Below are 16,541 nucleotides of genomic sequence, written 5' to 3' on the forward strand. Positions count from 1 at the left end.
TTAGACGAACGGTTAAGCAGTGCCGCAACACGTTGGCGCTTGCGCGAGGTCGCATCGCGGCAGAAAGATTTTTCCAGCGCTTGTCGAAATCCGGCAGGGCCGCGCGACATAAGTCCGGCTCGCAACGATGCGGCCTTCGAGAAACGGGAGAAGACCATGCGATACATGCTTTTGATCTATGGAAACGAAGCGGGGATGGCAGCCGCGCCAGCAGATGCGGTGACACAGATGTCGAGCGCGTACGTCGCCTACACCGAAGCGTTGAAGAAATCCGGAGCCTGGCTCGCCGGCGACCGGCTGAAGCCGACGCAATCCGCTACCTCGGTGCGGATGGCCAATGGCAAGTCCAACGTGCTCGACGGCCCCTATGCCGACACCAAGGAGCAGCTTGCCGGCTTCTATATGATCGAAGCGGAGGACGTCGACGCCGCTATTGCCTGGGCGGCGCGCTGCCCGGGCGCCAGCACCGGCACGGTAGAGGTGCGGCCGATCTGGGAACTCACCATGTGATGCCGGAATTGCCCGATACTGCGCGGGCGGCGGCGGAAGCGGCCGCCCGGCAAAGCTACGGCAAGCTGGTCGCTTATCTCGCCGCGCGCACGCGCGACGTGGCCGCTGCCGAGGACGCATTGGCCGATGCCTTTGCAGCGGCGCTCGAGCGTTGGCCACAGGCGGGCGTGCCCGATAAGCCGGAAGCCTGGCTGCTGGCGGTGGCACGCAAGCGCCGCGTCGACGCGGTCAGACGGCGGCTGACACGCGAGGCGGGCCGCGACCACCTCAGACTGATCGCCGAGGAGATGGAGGCGCGCATGGCCGAGGAAGACCTGCCGGACGAGCGGCTCAGGCTGATGTTTGCCTGCGCCCATCCCGCGATTGAGGCCGGCGTGCGAGCACCGCTGATCCTGCAGACGGTCCTGGGCTTCGACGCAGCGACCATCGCCTCGGCTTTTCTTGTCTCGCCAGCCACGATGAGCCAGCGCCTGGTGCGCGCCAAGACGCGAATTCGCGAGACAGGCATTCCGTTCCGCGTGCCGGAGCGGGCCGAGCTCGGCGAGCGGCTGAGCACCGTTCTGGAAGCGATCTACGCGGCGTTTGCCGAAGGTTGGTCCGACCCGGCCGGCACCGAAACGCGGCGCCGCAATCTCGCGACCGAAGGCATCTGGCTCGGCCGTCTGATCGCCTCGCTGATGCCGGATGAGCCGGAAGCACTCGGCCTGCTGGCGCTGATGCTGTTCGCCGAGGCGCGGCGTGCAGCCCGGCGCAATGCGGCGGGTGACTATGTGCCGCTGGCCGAGCAGGATCTTGCATTGTGGGACGACACCCTGATCGATGAAGCGGAGACGCTGCTCGGGCGCGCGGCCGCCGAGGGTGTTGTCGGCCGCTACCAGCTCGAGGCCGCCGTGCAATCCGCCCATACGACACGGCGGCTGACCGGTTGTACCGACTGGGTCGCGATCAAGGAGCTCTACGACGCGCTGTCGGTGATTGCCGGCTCGCCGGTGGTGTCGATCAACCGTGCGGTGGCGATTGCCGAGGCCGAAGGTGCTTCAGCAGGATTGGGCGCGCTTGATCAACTCAGCGGCGACAAGCGGCTGTATGACTATCAACCTTACTGGGCCGCCCGCGCGGGCCTGCTGGCCAGACTCGGCAAAGTTCCGCAAGCGAGCGAGGCCTATGACCGGGCTATCGGCCTCGAACGCGATCCGGCCGTGCGCCGGTTCCTGCAGGAACGACGGGCATGGCTCGGCCACGCGGAAAGACACTGAGACAAGGCGGAGTGCTTAGGCCGGCCACATGTCGTGGGAAGCATTCAGCCTCTTTATCACTCGATGTTCCCGCAAATTGGCCCACAGGCGTTCGATATTCGGCCAAGCGGTTGGAACCTTCGCGACCTCCGGATGCCAGGCCACCAACATGACGAGATAGATGTCGGCCAGCGAGAGCCGGTCGCCGGCCAGCCAGTGATGGCCTGCGAGGGCGGCATCGAGAATGGCGAAGCTGCGATCCATTTCCGAGACCGCCGCCTGTTTGACAGCGTCCACGCCGCGGGGATCGGTCGTGTAGCGATGAGCGTAGAAGAACCGCAGGTCAGCCGAATAGATGGAGGACATGAAAAACATCCAGCGCAGGAAGTCGGCACGGTCAGCCGAACTTGCAGCGGGCGCCAGTCCTGCTTCCGGGTGGCGCTCGGCCAGCAGGATGCAGATCGCCGCCGATTCGGTCATCGAGCGTCCGTCCGGCAAGATCAGGACCGGCACCTGGTTCAAGGGGCTGATATCTAAAAAGGCCTGGTCGGGTCGGCCCTTCGGAACGTCGATCTGGTCGAAAGGCACGCCCGCCAAAGCGAGCGCCGCCTCGATGACAAAGCCGCCGGTATTGGCACGCGTATAGAGCTTGTACATGAAGTCCTCCACCTGCCGGGCAGCGACGATTTGATACGGAAGGGACCCGCCGCTCCAGCGAACGATGTCGCTACAGGTATTTTCAGCGGCCCGCCGGAGGGCAGCGCGAAGGGATCGCTACTCGTGTCCAGACCCTAAGTCCCCAACCCCTCGAACAGGATCGTCGAGAGATAGCGCTCGGCGAAGGAGGGGATGACGACGACGAGGTTCTTGCCCTTGTTCTCGGGCCGCGAGCCGACGACGATCGCTGCTTGCAGGGCGGCACCCGACGAGATGCCGACCGGCACACCTTCGAGCCGAGCGACGAGCCGTGCATTGGCAACCGAATCCTCGTTCGAGACCTTGACGATCTCGTCGTAGATCGTCGTATCGAGGATTTTTGGCGCGAAGCCGGCGCCAATGCCCTGGATCTTGTGCGGGCCTGGCTGACCGCCCGACAGCACCGGCGAGGCTTCCGGTTCGACCGCGACGACATGCACCGAGGGCTTGCGCTTCTTCAGCACCTGGCCGACGCCGGTGATGGTGCCGCCGGTTCCGATGCCGGCAACGAAGATATCGACTTCCCCATGGGTGTCGTTCCAGATTTCCTCGGCCGTGGTGCGGCGATGGATTTCCGGATTGGCCGGGTTTTCGAATTGCTGCGGAATGACAGCGTCGGGCAGCGTTGCCGCCAGCTCGTCCGCCTTGGCGATGGCGCCCTTCATGCCTTTCGGCCCTTCGGTCAGCACCAGTTCGGCACCGAGCAGAGCCAGCATCTTGCGGCGTTCGACGGACATGGTTTCCGGCATGGTCAGGATCAGCTTGTAGCCCTTGGCAGCGGCGGCAAAGGCGAGCGCGATGCCGGTATTGCCCGAGGTCGGCTCGATCAGGGTGGTCTTGCCGGGCGTAATCCTGCCCGAAGCCTCCAATGCCTCGATCATCGACACGCCGATGCGGTCCTTGACCGAGGCGATCGGGTTGAAGAATTCGAGCTTGGCCAGCAGATTGGCGACGACACCCTTCTCCCTGGCGAATTTATCAAGCCGCACCAGCGGCGTGTCGCCGATCGTCTCGGTGATCGAATTGTAGATGCGGCCGCGGCCGGGCACTTGTGCGGGGGTGGCGGGCTTGTTCATTGATTTCCTCCCAGAGGTCAAGCGGCAAGAGTCGGGCGGGGCCTAGGATAGAGCCATCCGCCGCGCAAGATAGGCTGTCGACCGAAAAATATCCGAGTGAAGTTCGTGCTGAGTACCCCCGCCCTTGCAAGGCGTGGCAATCCTTGGGCGGATTGGCGAAAGAGATCTATTGGCGGGCGGCAATTGCCGCCGCCGCACCGACCATGAAGCCCGCGGCGGTGCGGTTGAGTACCCTCAGCGCCCGCGGCGACTTCAGGAACCAGCGCGCCTTGGCCGCCAGCGCCAGATAGGGCACCAGCACCACGAGCAGGACGACGATGGTGAGCGCGACGAGGATGCCGTAATCGGCCAGCGTGATCGTCTTCAGATCGACGATGGTCGGGGTGATGGCAAGATAGAAGATCATCGTCTTCGGATTGCCGAGCGTGACGGCGAGGCCGGCTACAAAGCTGGATGCCAAGCCGCCCTTGCCTTTCTTCGCCTCCACCGTCTCCGGCGTGATGCCGCTCGTCCAGAAACGCCAGCCAAGAAAGGCGAGGTAGGCGACACCCAGCCATTTGATCGCCAGGAAGACCATGCCGAAAGTTTGTGCGACGAAAGCCAGGCCGAGCACCACGGCAGTGAGATAGGTCAGGTCGCCGAGCATCAGCCCGAACGACATGGCCAGCGACGAGCGGAAGCCGGAACCCAGCGCACGCGCAACGAGCGCGGTGACGCCGGGGCCGGGGATGGCCGCGGCGATGCCGAGGGCGGCGCTATAGGCGAGAAACCCGGTGAGTGTCATGATTCGCGCTTGTCGCACAATGTTGAAGTTGGGTGAATTCCCTCGGCCCGGATTCGATTGCGCCAGCGCAGCAGGCGACACCGCCGTTCAGGAGCGGCCGTCTTCGTAGGTAACGCGCCAGATGGTGCCATTACCGTCCTCGGTGACGATCAGCGAGCCGTCCTTGGCCATCGCGACACCGACCGGGCGGCCCCAGACGGCGTCGTTCGAGATGACGAAGCCGGTCATGAAGTCCTCATATTCGCCGGTCGGCTTGCCATCCCTGAATTTGAGCCTTACCACCTTGTAGCCGGTCCTGGCGCCACGGTTCCACGAACCATGCATGGCGACGAAGGCGTCACCCTGATAATCCGCCGGGAAGTTCTTGCCGTCGTAGAAGGCTATATTCATCGGCGCCGAATGCGCCTGCATCAATACATCGGGGACAGTGGCCTTGCCGGCGAGGTCTGGCCGCTCGCCCTGATGGCGCGGATCCTCGTTATTGCCGATGTAGTACCAAGGCCAGCCATAGAATCCGCCGTCCTTGACCGCTGTTGCAAATTCGAACGGCACATTGTCGCCGAGCTCGTCGCGCTCATTGACGACGCACCACAATGCGCCGGTGGCGGGCTGCACGGTCATGCCCGTACAGTTGCGCAGGCCGGTGGCGACAGTTCGGGGATTTTTCCCATCCGGGTCAAAGGCGAGCACATCGGCACGGCCGTCCTCGGAGCCCCAGGCCGCCCCGAGCGGCTTTGATTTGGCCCAGGCGTCGAGGCCGCTATCCGGCTCCTTGCCTATATCCTCGGCGACGTTCGAGGCGGAGCCAACCGACAAATAAAGCGTTTTGCCGTCCTGCGAGAAGGCGATGTCGCGGGTCGTGTGACCACCCGACGGGATTTGGGCGACAATGGTTTCTGGTTTTCCGGATGTCTTCAAGTCGCCATCGCGATAGGGGAAGCGGACGATGCTGTCGCTGTTCGCGACATAGACCCATTGCGGTTTGTCTCCTGGCGGATAGAAGGCGATGCCGTAGGGATAATTGAGCCCCTTGGCGAAGATCGCTTTCTCGATGGGCTTGGCGCTGCCCTCGGCGAGACGATAGACGCGTATTTGGTCGGCATGGCTGTTGGCAACAAGCAGGTCGCCATTCGGAGCGACGCGCACGACACGTGGATTGACGATGCCGGATGCGATCATTTCAGCCGAAAAGCCCGACGGCAATTCTGGCTTGGCGCTTTCGGGCCGTTCCGCCACGCCGGCGCCGTTCGAAGCGGATTGGGCGGGGTCGGCTGCCGGCATGTCTCGCGGCCCAATCAGGCGTCGGACGCCAGGCCTGTCGGCTTGCCAATCGCCAAACGCGGCTTCGCCTTTGAGCACATTCTGGTCCGCCTGCTGGGCGGCTGCCGGTGTCGCAACAAGGAGGGCAGCGGCAACGGCCGCAAAGCCGCCAGATCGGATCATCAACGTCCTCCGGGATTCGCCTCGAACAGGGCAAACGGCATCAGGTATTGATCGTTCCAAGCGGCCGTCCAGCACACGAGGATTTGAAGCCGAACCCGTTCAGTTGCCAGAGGCGTAAAAGTCGTCGTCGAGGCGCTTTTCCAGCGCGACCAGATCGGCCGGCAGCGGCAAACCCATCGCCCGCATCTCTTGCAGCTTCTCGCGCAATTGCTCTTGCACCTCGTGCTGATCCTCTGGCTGGTTGATCATTTCTTCGAGCAGCAGACCGATCTGGGCCTTGAACGATTCCAGCGCCATTCTTTTCTCCTCCTTGCGGCAGGCCCGCGGCGGCTCCTAGCTCAGCATGCGCGAAATCAGCTGCGCGGTATAGTCGACCATCGGTACTATGCGCGCATAATTCAGCCGCGTCGGCCCGATGACGCCGAGCGCACCGACGACGCGCGCGTCCTTGTCGCGATAGGGTGCCACCACCAGCGAGGAGCCAGACAGCGAAAACAGCTTGTTTTCCGAACCGATGAATATGCGCACGCCTGGGCCTGCCTCGGCGAGGTCGAGAAGCTGGATCAGCCCATCCTGCGTCTCCAGATCCTCAAACAGATGCCGCAGCAATTCTATGTCGGCCTGGGCAGTGACGTTTTCCAGGAGATTGGCGCGGCCGCGCACGATAAGCCGCCCAGGCACGCCGCTTTCAGCGCCTGCCCAGACCGCCAGGCCCTTCTCGACCAGATCCTGCGACAGCGTGTCGAGGGCTGCCCTGGTCTCTTCCTTGATGCGGGCGATCTCGACCCGCGCCTCGGCCAGGGTGCGACCGCGGATATGGGCGTTGAGGAAGTTGGAGGCTTCGTGCAATTGCGAGATGGTGATGCCGGCGGGCAGATCGATGACGCGATTTTCGACGTCGCCGTTCTGCGAGACCAGCACGGCCAGCGCCTTGGTCGGCTCGAGCTGGATGAATTCGATGTGCTTAAGCGCCACCTCATTCTTGGCGGCGAGCACGAGGCCGGCGCCGCGCGACATGCCGGACAGCATCTGGCTGGCCTCGGTCAGCATATGCTCCAGCGTCGCGCCCGAGCCGGAGGCGCGCACCTGGGCCTCGATGGTGCGGCGCTCCTCGTCGGAGAGGTCACCAAGTTCCATGAAAGCATCGACGAAGAAGCGCAGGCCTGCCTGAGTCGGCAGCCGGCCAGCCGAAATGTGCGGCGCATAGATCAGGCCGAGATGCTCAAGGTCGCTCATCACGTTGCGGATGGTGGCCGGCGACAGCGACGACGGCAGGATGCGCGACAGGCTGCGCGAACCGACCGGCTCGCCATCCCTCAAATAGGAATCGACGATGCGCCGGAAGATGTCGCGCGAACGCATGTCGAGCGATTGAAGCGCGGGCGATTGCAGCGCGTGCGACGGGAGCACGTGCGACTGCAAACCGGGATCGACTGCCTTTGTCATTTCGAGCCAAAAACCTCCGCCCCGAAGATATAGACTTCCGCGGTGTCGGCGCAACCGGTCCATTTTCCTTTGCGCCTCACGCCCCGTGCGGCTACAAGCCGGCCAAGATTCCCCGGCCAAGATTCCGAAGAAAGAAAGAAGCCTGAATGCGCCCTTCCAAACGCCAATTCGACGAAATGCGCCCCATCTCCTTCGAGCGCGGCGTCTCCAAGCATGCGGAAGGCTCGTGCCTGGTGAAGTTCGGCGACACGCATGTGCTGTGTACGGCCAGCCTGGAGGAAAAGGTGCCGGGCTGGCTGCGCAACTCCGGCAAGGGCTGGGTGACGGCGGAATACGGCATGCTGCCGCGTTCGACCGGCGAGCGCATGCGCCGCGAGGCTTCGGCCGGCAAACAAGGCGGCCGCACGCTGGAAATCCAGCGGCTGATCGGCCGCTCCCTGCGCGCCGTGGTCGATCTGCAGGCGCTCGGCGAGCAGCAGATCACCGTCGACTGCGACGTGATCCAGGCCGACGGCGGCACGCGCACCGCTTCGATCACCGGCGGCTGGGTGGCGCTCTACGACTGCCTGCGCTGGATGGAAACCCGCCAGATGGCGAGCCTGGGCAAGGTGCTGAAGGATCACGTTGCGGCGATCTCCTGCGGCATCCATGATGGCCAGCCGGTCATCGACCTCGACTATATCGAGGATTCCTCGGCCGGCACCGACGCCAATTTCGTCATGACCGGCAAGGGCGGCATCGTCGAGATCCAAGGCACGGCCGAGGGCGAGCCGTTCTCGGAAGAGCAGTTCGCGGCGCTGATGGGGCTCGCCAAGAAAGGTATTCAGCGCCTGGTCAGCTTGCAGCAAATGGCGGTGGCTTAGCTGCGGTCAATATTGATGAGATTGGCGATCCTGTGACTCCTTCTGCAATCCTGGAATCAGCACTCTACGTGACGGACCTTGCTGCCGCGGAACGGTTCTATTCGGGCGTGCTCGGGCTCGATCTGCTCGGCAAGGTCGATGGCAGGCATCTCTTCTTCCGCTGCGGCGACAGCGTGCTGCTTATGTTCAATGCCGAGGCGACCAAAGTGCCGCCGCCGGCCGACGCCAAGCTCAAAGTACCGCCGCATGGCGCGGTCGGCCAGGGCCATCTTTGCTTCGCCGCAAGCGCGGATGAAATCCCACGCTGGAAAGCGCATCTTGAGGCGAAGAAAATCGCCATCGAAAGCGAGTTCGAATGGCCGCAGGGCGGCCGCTCGATCTATATTCGCGACCCGTCGGGCAATTCGATCGAATTCGCCGAGCCAAGAATCTGGGGCATCTGATGCATTCGCCAACTGTTCATTCGCTTGACGGGCATAAGATCGTCGTCGCCAGCCATAACATCGGTAAATTGCGGGAATTCGCCGATCTGATGGCGCCATTCGGCATAGAAGCGAAGTCCGCAAAGGAATACGGCTTGCCGGAGCCAGACGAGACCGGCACCACTTTCGAGCAGAACGCCCTCATAAAAGCCTTGGCCGCCGCCAAGGCCACTGGATTGCCGGCGCTGTCGGACGATTCCGGCCTGTGTGTCGATGCGCTCGACGGCGCACCCGGCGTCTACACCGCCAACTGGGCCGAGACGCCGGACGGCTCCCGCGACTTCGGCATGGCCATGCAGCGCACGGAAGTGGCCTTGCAAGAAGTTGGCGCGATCACGCCTGCCCAGCGCAAGGGCCGCTTTGTCGCGGTCATCTGCCTGGCCTTTCCCGATGGCCAGGCGGAATATTTTCGCGGTGAGGTCGAGGGCACGCTGGTATGGCCGCCACGCGGCGAGCTCGGCTTCGGCTACGATCCGGTGTTCTTGCCCAACGGGTTCGAAAAGACCTTCGGCGAGATGAGCGCGAAGGAAAAGCATGGCTGGAAGCCCGGCCAGCCAACCGCATTGTCGCACCGTGCCCGCGCCTTCCAGAAATTCGCGCAAGCCCGATTGGCCGCCGTATGACCATGCTGCTCGACCGCAGGCCTGGTTTCGGCGTCTACGTCCACTGGCCGTTCTGCGCGGCCAAATGCCCGTATTGCGACTTCAACAGCCATGTCCGCCACCAGCCGGTCGACCAAGAGCGTTTTGCCCGCGCTTTCGAGACCGAGCTGGCGACGATGCGCGGCCGCACCGGGCCGCGCGAGGTGACCAGTATCTTTCTTGGCGGCGGCACGCCATCGCTGATGAAACCGCAGACCGTGGCGGCGGTGCTGGATGCAGTGGCGAAGAACTGGACGGTGCCTGACGGCATCGAGGTGACACTGGAGGCCAATCCCTCCTCCGTCGAGGCCGAGCGCTTTCGCGGCTATCGCGCGGCCGGCGTCAACCGGGTATCGCTTGGCGTGCAGGCGCTGAACGACAAGGATCTGCGCTTCCTCGGCCGTTTGCACAATGTCGATGAGGCCCTGCATGCGATCGGCCTAGCGCGCGAGATTTTCCCACGGCTGTCGTTCGACCTGATCTACGCGCGGCCCGGTCAGACGCCGGAAGCGTGGCAGGCGGAGCTCGAGCAGGCGATCGGCCACGCCGCAGACCATCTGTCGCTCTATCAGCTGACCATCGAGGAAGGCACGCCGTTCCATGCACTGCATGCGGCAAGGAAATTCATCATTCCAGACAATGAGCTTGCCGCCGATCTCTACGCGTTAACGCAGGAGATCACCACCGCGCGCGGACTGCCGGCCTACGAGATTTCCAACCACGCCAGGCCCGGCGCCGAAAGCCGGCACAATCTCACCTACTGGCGTTATGGCGAATATGTCGGCGTCGGTCCCGGCGCGCATGGCCGGTTCGTCGAAAATGGCCGCCGCGTGGTGACGATCGCCGAGAAAATGCCGGAGACCTGGGCCAATCTGGTCGAGGCCAAGGGTCATGGCGTTACCGGCGGCGAGGTCCTGACGCGGTCGGAAGAGGCCGACGAGTTCCTGCTGATGGGGCTGAGGCTGGCGGAGGGCATCGACCTTTCCCGCTACGAGGCATTTTCAGGGCGTGGCCTGTCGACGGCACGGCTGTCGGTGCTGCAGGACGAAGGCCTGGTGGCGCCGATCGGCAATGCCCGCCTGCGCGCCACGCCGGCCGGCATGATCGTGCTCGATGCGGTCGTGGCGGATTTGGCCAGATAGCACGTTGAAGAACGTTCTCTTCATCTGCAGCCAGAATCGCTTGCGCAGCCCGACGGCGGAGCAGGTGTTTTCCAAGCGGCGGGACATCGAGGTCGCTTCGGCCGGCACTAATCACGATGCCGACATTCCGTTGACGCATGAACTCGTCGCCTGGGCCGACATCATCTTCGTGATGGAAAAAACGCACCGCGCCAAACTGCAGCAGAAATTCAAGACAAGCCTGAAAAAGGCTCGAGTAATCTGCCTCGATATTCCCGACGACTATGCATTCATGGACCCGGCTCTGGTGGGCCTGCTGGAGGCGCGTGTCTCGAAGTATCTGGGTTGAATGATACATCGCGGAGCATTCGCAACCGCGCTTCGAGAACTGTCTCGACCGATCGCTAAGGTTTGCGGGGTCAAGCCTCGTGCTTGTGGCGGTGTTTGGCGCGATCTTTTTCGCTGGTCTCTCCGGAACGGGCCGGCTTGATCTCGCTTTTGTCGCGTGAGGCATGGTGCTGGTCGTCTGTGGAATGTGACGCTGCGCCATCGCGGGCGCTTTTTGTTTCAAGGCGGGTGATGAAAATGTCGAAGCGATTGGGCATCGTCCGGTCAGTGCTCCATCGTGCGGTCGGTTTCGTTTGCGGGCTTGCTCTCTGCCGATCGCTGGCGTGCAAGCGGCTTCTTGGCTCTGCCATCTGCGGCTTCGGCAGGCAGGCTCTTGTCGCATGGCGCGGCGAAGCGTTTGCGGCCGGCATAGTAGGGTTCGAAAACGTCCTGTATCGTCAGGCTGTTCATCCTGCTCCTCCCGAGATCAGGTGTAAAATTCGCCGGCAACGGTTTCGTTCCCTACTATGGCGAAGGCATGGCGGCTGGTTCACGTCGGCATCCCTTTTGGAACCAGGGCCTTTGCAACCCAGGCTTTTGCAACCAAGCGTGAGCCGTGCCAAACAGGGTCGAACGGAGTTGTGCAGGTGACCGGCGAATCGGCCAAACGCAGTTATGTGGTCGGGCTGACCGAAATCGCCGCCCGGCCGCTCGAGCCGGCGCTCTACCTGGTGGCGACGCCTATCGGCAATCTCGCCGACATCACGTTGCGCGCGCTGGAAACGCTCGCCGCCGCCGATATCGTCGCTTGCGAGGACACACGTGTCAGCCGCGTGCTGCTCGACCGCTACGGCATCCGCCGCCGCACCACCGCCTACCACGAGCACAATGCCGGCGAGGCCGGACCGAAGCTGATCGCGGCGCTGCTGGCCGGCCAAAGCGTAGCGCTGATCTCGGATGCCGGGACGCCGCTCATCTCCGACCCCGGCTACCGGCTGGTCGGTGAGGCGCTGGAACGCGGCATTCGTGTCGTGCCGATCCCCGGCCCATCAGCGGCACTTGCCGCTTTGACGGCATCCGGCCTGCCCTCGGACGCGTTTCTGTTTGCCGGCTTCCTGCCGGTGAAGACCGGGCAGCGGCTGACGCGGCTGGAAGCGCTGAAGGCGGTGCCGGCAACGTTGATCTTCTTCGAATCGCCGCGCCGGCTGGCCGAGACGCTCAGTGCCATGGTCGAGGTGCTGGGCGGTGCCCGCAAGGCGGCGATCGGCCGCGAGCTGACCAAGACCTTCGAGGAAATGCGGACCGGCACCTTGCAGTCGCTTGCCAGCCACTACGCGGCAGCCGACACGCCGAAAGGCGAAATCGTCATCTGCGTCGGTCCGGCCGATGCGGTCGCTGATGAACCGGCCGACATCGACCGGCTGCTGCTTTCGCTCGCCGCCGAGATGCCGGCCTCCAAGGCAGCGGCGGAAGCCGCCAAGATGACGGGTGGCCAGAAGCAGGCGCTCTATCGTCGGCTGCTCGACCTCAAGAATGCCGGAAGAGACGGGGCCGGCGGAGACGGCGATGGCTGAACGGCCGAGCGCCAGCCGGCAAAAGGCCTACCGGCGCGGCCATCACGGCGAATGGCTGGCGGCGGCGGCGCTGATGCTGAAAGGCTACCGGATTCTGGCCCGCCGCCACCGCACCAGGTTCGGCGAAATAGACCTGATCGCGCGGCGCGGCGATCTGGTGCTGATCGTCGAGGTCAAGGCGCGCCGCACGCTGATGGAGGCAATGGAAGCAGTCGGCCGTGAATCGGAGCGCCGCATCGAAGGCGCCGCCGATTTCTGGCTGTCGCGCCAATCCGACTACGGAAAATTATCGGTGCGCTTCGACATGGTGGCGGTACTGCCGTGGCGCTGGCCGGTGCATGTCGAGAATGTGTTTTACGGGCGAAACTAGGCCATTCTCGAAGTGGGGCCGTTTTGCTGCGCCTGCGGTTCAGATCATGGTTTGCCGATCTGTCAAGCATCCGCCCAGCGCTGACTGGAACAAAAGCGTTCCTGCGTTGTTCCTCAATCGTCCTGATGTTCGACGGGCTGGTTCAAATGCCGGCCAGGGCAGTCCTCGTGGCAGCTATGCGAGGACAAAGGGATGGCGAGGCAAATGGATCCCGACGATCTCAACCCGGAACGGATCGTCACCGTGTTCGGCGGAACTGGTTTTCTCGGGCGCAGGATCGTGAAGCGGCTCCTGGAAAGAGGTTTCACGGTGCGCGCCGCATCTCGCCATCCGGCTCGCGTGCCCCTGGTCTTTTCCTCGATTACAAGGATGCCCGAAGCAGTCGAGGCGGATATTTTGGATGCGTCCTCGATCGGGTCGGCCATTACCGGATCACAGGCGGTCGTGAATGCTGTCAGTCTTTACGTCGAGCACGGCGTCCAGACCTTTGAACGCGTGCATGTGAAAGCCGCGGCCGATCTCGCTGCCGCGTCGCGCGACCGCGCGATCGACCAGTTCGTCCAGATTTCAGGGATCGGCTCCGATCCTCAATCGGATTCGAATTACATAAGGGCGCGTGGGCGCGGAGAAGGTGCCGTGGAAAGCGCATTTCCCGGCGCTTTCATTGTGCGTCCCGCCGTCATGACAGGACCTGACGACGCTTTCCTCACGACCATTGTGAGGATGATACGCCTCCTGCCGGTCTATCCGCTGTTCGGCGATGGTGGCACACGGCTTCAGCCGGTCTATGTGGCAGACGTCGCAGAAGCAGTGAGCCGGCTGATCGACGGGCGAACCCAGGGTTCATCCATATTCGAATTCGGTGGCCCGCGTATCTATACCTATAAGGAACTGCTTCGGGAGATCGCCCGACAGCTCGATACGCACGTCAAGCTGATGCCGGTGCCGTTTGCGGTATGGAACGCCTTGGCTGGCGTCGCGGAACTCCTCCCGGCTGCCCCCATAACGCGCAACCAGATCGATCTTATGCGTCAGGACAATGTGGCAGCAATCGACGCGCCTGGCCTGAAGGAACTCGACATCGAGCCGCGGGATATTGACGAGGTGATCCGCGTGATCGAACAGCGCCGTCGCGTAGGCTCGCTCTCGTCTCCGGCTTAGGACGGCCCCCTGATCCTGGCGGGAACCTATCGCCGCGCGACAGGTTGGTCGAGCTTGAAGCCAGTGAAAGAAGGAAAAGAACTATGGCCAGATGCGATCAATGCGGGAATGACTACGACAAGGCTTTCAACGTGACGATGGCCGACGAGACCTACACGTTCGACAGCTTCGAATGCGCGGTCCAGAAACTTGCTCCGACGTGTCCGCATTGCGGATGCCGGATCATCGGACATGGCGTCGAACAGGATGACATCATCTACTGCTGCGCACATTGCGCCGCGGAGGAAGGCGCGAGCGCGCTGACCGATCGTGCGCCTTGACGCACCTCCTTTGGCGTCTCCAGGTCGACCATTCCGAACGACTGCGCCGGCTCATCCCATATGGCCAGTGCTGTCAGCACGACGACGACCAGCCGAGGTCAAGGCCGCCGCACGCTGATGGAGGCAATGGATGCAGTCGGCCGCGAATCGGAGCCCCGTATCGAAGGTGCCCGCGATTTCTGGCTGTCGCACCAATGGACTACGGAAAATTGTCGGTGCGCTTCGACAAAAGGCAGCGTGCGTCGTCTTGATCGCGCCAGAGCTGTCATGTTCTTGCACGTTCAAGAACCCGCGTTCGACGGCTCGTTTAGACGCCGTTCCGTGGCAAGTCGGCTCCCGCTTGGACAAGTCGCTCCACGACGGCGGCCGCCTCCTCTGGAATGGCCGGTATGGTGCCCGACTTCCGCGTCGATCCGAAATCGAGGCCGGCGAAAAAGAGACCTGGAATAGCGCTGACGCCGTCCTCGTGGACGGGCTGGCCGGCTGCATCGAGCGCGCCGGGGAGCCGGACCCATGAGAAATCGCCGGTGAAGCCCGTGCACCAGATCACTGATCTGATGCCGCTTGCCGTCCAGTCGAGGGAGCGGATCGGAGGATCGGGCAAGCGCGGGTCAACCGTCTCGGCCGGATCATCCTCGGCCAGTGGCGCATCGAGGCCGGCGCGCTCAATGTACCCGTCGACCAGGCGCTTGGCATTCGCGGAGACTTCGTCGGCAAATCGCATATGGTCGTCGAGCTCGTCGCCGAAGACGAGGTTGCCGTTCTCCACACCCCTGAAGCGGCCGAGCAGCACCACGCCCTGCGCGCTCAGCGATTGCAGGCTGATCGTATGGGTCGCGCCGACCAGCGCGCGGGCCTGCAGCTTGCCGGAGGGGAGGACGAGTTCCTTGCGCGGAACGTCGAGAAAACCGGACAGCGTCAGCCATTTAAGTATGTTGCCCCCGCGGTAGCGCCGCACCCAACGGCCGTTGCGGCTGGTCGCCAAAAAGACCACACGTCCTGCCAACGCCAGATCCTCGGCGATCTGGCCGCCCGACTGGCCGCTGCCGACCACCAGCACCGCGCCACTCTCGAACTCGGCCGGGTTGCGATAAGCCGAGGAATCGACTTGGCCAATTGCGGTTGGCAAATCCGCCGACCCTGCTGGCCGGACCTGCCGATTCTGGTCGCCGGTGGCGATCACCACGTTGCGCGCCAGAAATGCCCCGTCCGTCGTGGTGATGCGAAAGATCCCGTCGTCTCTCGTCAGCTCTTGCACCGGAGTTTGGGTGCTTACCGGCAGGCGGTGCCGCTCGGCATAGCCTTCGAGATACGCGACAAATTCGTGGTGGGTTATCGCGCCCCACGGCTCGGGCCCCTCGTAGGAATCACCGGGTAAGATGGAGCGAATGGTCGGCGAATTCAGTCGAAACGAGTTCCACCGCTGCGTTCGCCACGTCTCGCCGATCCGGCCTCGATCGAGCACGCGGTGGTCGCGGTCCTGCCGTTTCAAGAAGTAACTGACGCCGAGTCCCGCCGGACCGGCGCCAATAACGAGGGCGTCAAGAACTTCGCTCATGCATTCCCCCTGCCAACCATACGTCCACAACATCGTATGGCTCGGCTTCGGGCAAGAATAGAGTTCCGGCTGGGATTGCGCTATCCGCGCCGGCTCACCCCCAGATTGCCAGCCCCGCCAGCCCGACGATGCCGACGACCAGCCGCCACCAGCCGAACAGCGCATAGCCGTGGCGCGAGACGTAGTCGAGCAGGAAGCGCACGACGATCAATGCCGTGACGAAGGCGGCGACGAAACCGACGGCGATGATGGGCAGGTCGGCGCTGCTCAGCACATTGCGGTTCTTGAACAGGTCGAAGGCGAAGGCGCCGACCATCGTCGGGATGGCAAGGAAGAAAGAGAATTCCGCCGCCGCCCGTTTGTCGACGCCGAGCAGCAGCGCGCCGACGATGGTCGAGCCCGAGCGCGACGTGCCGGGGATTAGCGACAAGCACTGAAACAGCCCGATCTGCAGATAAAGCCTAGTCGGAAACCGCTCGACATCGTGGTAATACGGCTTCGGCTTCATGCGATCGACTAGCAGCAGGATGACACCGCCGATGATCAGCATGATGCAGATCAGCCGCGGCGATTCGAACAGCACCGTCTTGATGAAGTCATGCGCCAGCGCGCCGATAATGGCCGCCGGCAGGAATGCGATGAGAATGCCAAGGACGAAATGCCGCGTCAGCCGATCGTAGGGCAGCTCGAGCAGCATCTTCCAGAGACGGCGGAAATAAACGCTGAGGATCGCCAATATGGCGCCGAGCTGGATCAGGATCTCGAAGGCCTTGCCGGTCGAATGAAAGCCGAGGAAATGGCCGGCAAGAAGGATGTGACCGGTCGACGATACCGGAATGAACTCGGTCAGGCCCTCGAGCAGGCCGAGCAGCAGCGCTTCGACGACGGTCTGGCTTTCCATGGCAACCTCGGCGTTGGAGTGAGGGCTTGAGAA

21 protein-coding genes are annotated in these 16,541 nt (G+C 63.4%); 11 read left to right on the forward strand and 10 right to left on the reverse strand.

Annotation, left to right across the window (positions count from 1 at the left end; genetic code table 11):
- Window positions 1-156 precede the first annotated feature (156 nt).
- Complete coding sequence (locus tag NKJ55_RS23070; RefSeq protein WP_352451868.1) at window positions 157-510, forward strand: YciI family protein; 354 nt, start codon at window positions 157-159, stop codon at window positions 508-510.
- Window positions 510-1,766, forward strand: coding sequence for an RNA polymerase sigma factor (locus tag NKJ55_RS23075; RefSeq protein ID WP_352451869.1), 1,257 nt, complete (start codon window positions 510-512; stop codon window positions 1,764-1,766). The genes NKJ55_RS23070 and NKJ55_RS23075 overlap by 1 nt, the downstream gene beginning before the upstream one ends.
- A gap of 15 nt (window positions 1,767-1,781) precedes the next feature.
- Here NKJ55_RS23075 and NKJ55_RS23080 read toward each other — a convergent pair whose 3' ends face one another.
- The 6 genes from NKJ55_RS23080 to hrcA form a co-directional block, all read right to left on the reverse strand.
- The gene (locus NKJ55_RS23080; RefSeq protein WP_352451870.1) at window positions 1,782-2,402 is read right to left on the reverse strand and encodes a glutathione S-transferase family protein; all 621 of its coding nucleotides are present in this window, start codon (window positions 2,400-2,402) and stop codon (window positions 1,782-1,784) included.
- A 134-nt stretch (window positions 2,403-2,536) separates the two neighbouring features.
- Window positions 2,537-3,517, reverse strand: a complete 981-nt coding sequence (gene cysK, locus NKJ55_RS23085; protein WP_352451871.1) for a cysteine synthase A — start codon at window positions 3,515-3,517, stop codon at window positions 2,537-2,539.
- A 166-nt stretch (window positions 3,518-3,683) separates the two neighbouring features.
- The gene (locus tag NKJ55_RS23090; RefSeq protein ID WP_352451872.1) at window positions 3,684-4,301 is read right to left on the reverse strand and encodes a LysE family translocator; all 618 of its coding nucleotides are present in this window, start codon (window positions 4,299-4,301) and stop codon (window positions 3,684-3,686) included.
- An 87-nt stretch (window positions 4,302-4,388) separates the two neighbouring features.
- Window positions 4,389-5,744, reverse strand: coding sequence for a PQQ-dependent sugar dehydrogenase (locus NKJ55_RS23095; protein ID WP_352451873.1), 1,356 nt, complete (start codon window positions 5,742-5,744; stop codon window positions 4,389-4,391).
- 99 nt (window positions 5,745-5,843) lie between these two features.
- Window positions 5,844-6,041 carry a hypothetical protein gene (locus NKJ55_RS23100; protein ID WP_352451874.1) on the reverse strand — a complete coding sequence of 66 codons (198 nt, stop codon included), beginning with the start codon at window positions 6,039-6,041 and terminating at the stop codon, window positions 5,844-5,846.
- 36 nt (window positions 6,042-6,077) lie between these two features.
- A complete protein-coding gene (gene hrcA / locus NKJ55_RS23105) occupies window positions 6,078-7,190 on the reverse strand; it encodes a heat-inducible transcriptional repressor HrcA (protein ID WP_036239090.1) in 1,113 nt (370 codons plus the stop codon).
- 146 nt (window positions 7,191-7,336) lie between these two features.
- On the opposite strand from hrcA, the gene rph reads away from it, so the two are divergent.
- From rph to NKJ55_RS23130, 5 genes are read left to right on the forward strand one after another with little or no spacing between them, the layout of a single operon-like run.
- Window positions 7,337-8,053: a ribonuclease PH gene (gene rph / locus NKJ55_RS23110; RefSeq protein WP_352451875.1), complete on the forward strand. Its 717-nt coding sequence runs from the start codon at window positions 7,337-7,339 to the stop codon at window positions 8,051-8,053.
- Between the two features lie 32 nt (window positions 8,054-8,085).
- The gene (locus NKJ55_RS23115; protein WP_023678980.1) at window positions 8,086-8,496 is read left to right on the forward strand and encodes a VOC family protein; all 411 of its coding nucleotides are present in this window, start codon (window positions 8,086-8,088) and stop codon (window positions 8,494-8,496) included.
- Window positions 8,496-9,158: an RdgB/HAM1 family non-canonical purine NTP pyrophosphatase gene (gene rdgB / locus NKJ55_RS23120; RefSeq protein WP_352451876.1), complete on the forward strand. Its 663-nt coding sequence runs from the start codon at window positions 8,496-8,498 to the stop codon at window positions 9,156-9,158. The genes NKJ55_RS23115 and rdgB overlap by 1 nt, the downstream gene beginning before the upstream one ends.
- Window positions 9,155-10,318: a radical SAM family heme chaperone HemW gene (gene hemW, locus NKJ55_RS23125; RefSeq protein ID WP_352451877.1), complete on the forward strand. Its 1,164-nt coding sequence runs from the start codon at window positions 9,155-9,157 to the stop codon at window positions 10,316-10,318. Before rdgB ends, hemW begins: the two co-directional genes overlap by 4 nt.
- A 4-nt stretch (window positions 10,319-10,322) precedes the next feature.
- Window positions 10,323-10,646, forward strand: coding sequence for a low molecular weight protein tyrosine phosphatase family protein (locus NKJ55_RS23130; protein ID WP_023678977.1), 324 nt, complete (start codon window positions 10,323-10,325; stop codon window positions 10,644-10,646).
- A 70-nt stretch (window positions 10,647-10,716) separates the two neighbouring features.
- Here NKJ55_RS23130 and NKJ55_RS23135 read toward each other — a convergent pair whose 3' ends face one another.
- Together NKJ55_RS23135 and NKJ55_RS23140 are read right to left on the reverse strand one after the other, a co-directional pair.
- Window positions 10,717-10,902: a hypothetical protein gene (locus NKJ55_RS23135; RefSeq protein WP_023678976.1), complete on the reverse strand. Its 186-nt coding sequence runs from the start codon at window positions 10,900-10,902 to the stop codon at window positions 10,717-10,719.
- 7 nt (window positions 10,903-10,909) lie between these two features.
- Entirely contained in the window at window positions 10,910-11,095 is a 186-nt protein-coding gene (locus tag NKJ55_RS23140) for a hypothetical protein (protein ID WP_023678975.1), read from the reverse strand.
- A gap of 176 nt (window positions 11,096-11,271) precedes the next feature.
- On the opposite strand from NKJ55_RS23140, the gene rsmI reads away from it, so the two are divergent.
- From rsmI to NKJ55_RS23160, 4 genes are all read left to right on the forward strand, one after another.
- Window positions 11,272-12,198 carry a 16S rRNA (cytidine(1402)-2'-O)-methyltransferase gene (gene rsmI / locus NKJ55_RS23145; RefSeq protein ID WP_352451878.1) on the forward strand — a complete coding sequence of 309 codons (927 nt, stop codon included), beginning with the start codon at window positions 11,272-11,274 and terminating at the stop codon, window positions 12,196-12,198.
- The gene (locus tag NKJ55_RS23150; protein ID WP_352451879.1) at window positions 12,191-12,568 is read left to right on the forward strand and encodes a YraN family protein; all 378 of its coding nucleotides are present in this window, start codon (window positions 12,191-12,193) and stop codon (window positions 12,566-12,568) included. Before rsmI ends, NKJ55_RS23150 begins: the two co-directional genes overlap by 8 nt.
- 204 nt (window positions 12,569-12,772) lie before the next feature.
- The gene (locus tag NKJ55_RS23155; protein WP_352451880.1) at window positions 12,773-13,729 is read left to right on the forward strand and encodes a complex I NDUFA9 subunit family protein; all 957 of its coding nucleotides are present in this window, start codon (window positions 12,773-12,775) and stop codon (window positions 13,727-13,729) included.
- Between the two features lie 83 nt (window positions 13,730-13,812).
- A complete protein-coding gene (locus NKJ55_RS23160; protein ID WP_254817997.1) occupies window positions 13,813-14,049 on the forward strand; it encodes a metallothionein in 237 nt (78 codons plus the stop codon).
- Between the two features lie 307 nt (window positions 14,050-14,356).
- Here NKJ55_RS23160 and NKJ55_RS23165 read toward each other — a convergent pair whose 3' ends face one another.
- Complete coding sequence (locus NKJ55_RS23165) at window positions 14,357-15,607, reverse strand: flavin-containing monooxygenase (protein WP_352451881.1); 1,251 nt, start codon at window positions 15,605-15,607, stop codon at window positions 14,357-14,359.
- A 94-nt stretch (window positions 15,608-15,701) separates the two neighbouring features.
- Window positions 15,702-16,508: an undecaprenyl-diphosphate phosphatase gene (locus tag NKJ55_RS23170; protein ID WP_023678969.1), complete on the reverse strand. Its 807-nt coding sequence runs from the start codon at window positions 16,506-16,508 to the stop codon at window positions 15,702-15,704.
- Between the last annotated feature and the right edge of the window lie 33 nt (window positions 16,509-16,541).

Source organism: Mesorhizobium sp. M0106 (assembly GCF_040322715.1).
GTDB lineage: Bacteria > Pseudomonadota > Alphaproteobacteria > Rhizobiales > Rhizobiaceae > Mesorhizobium.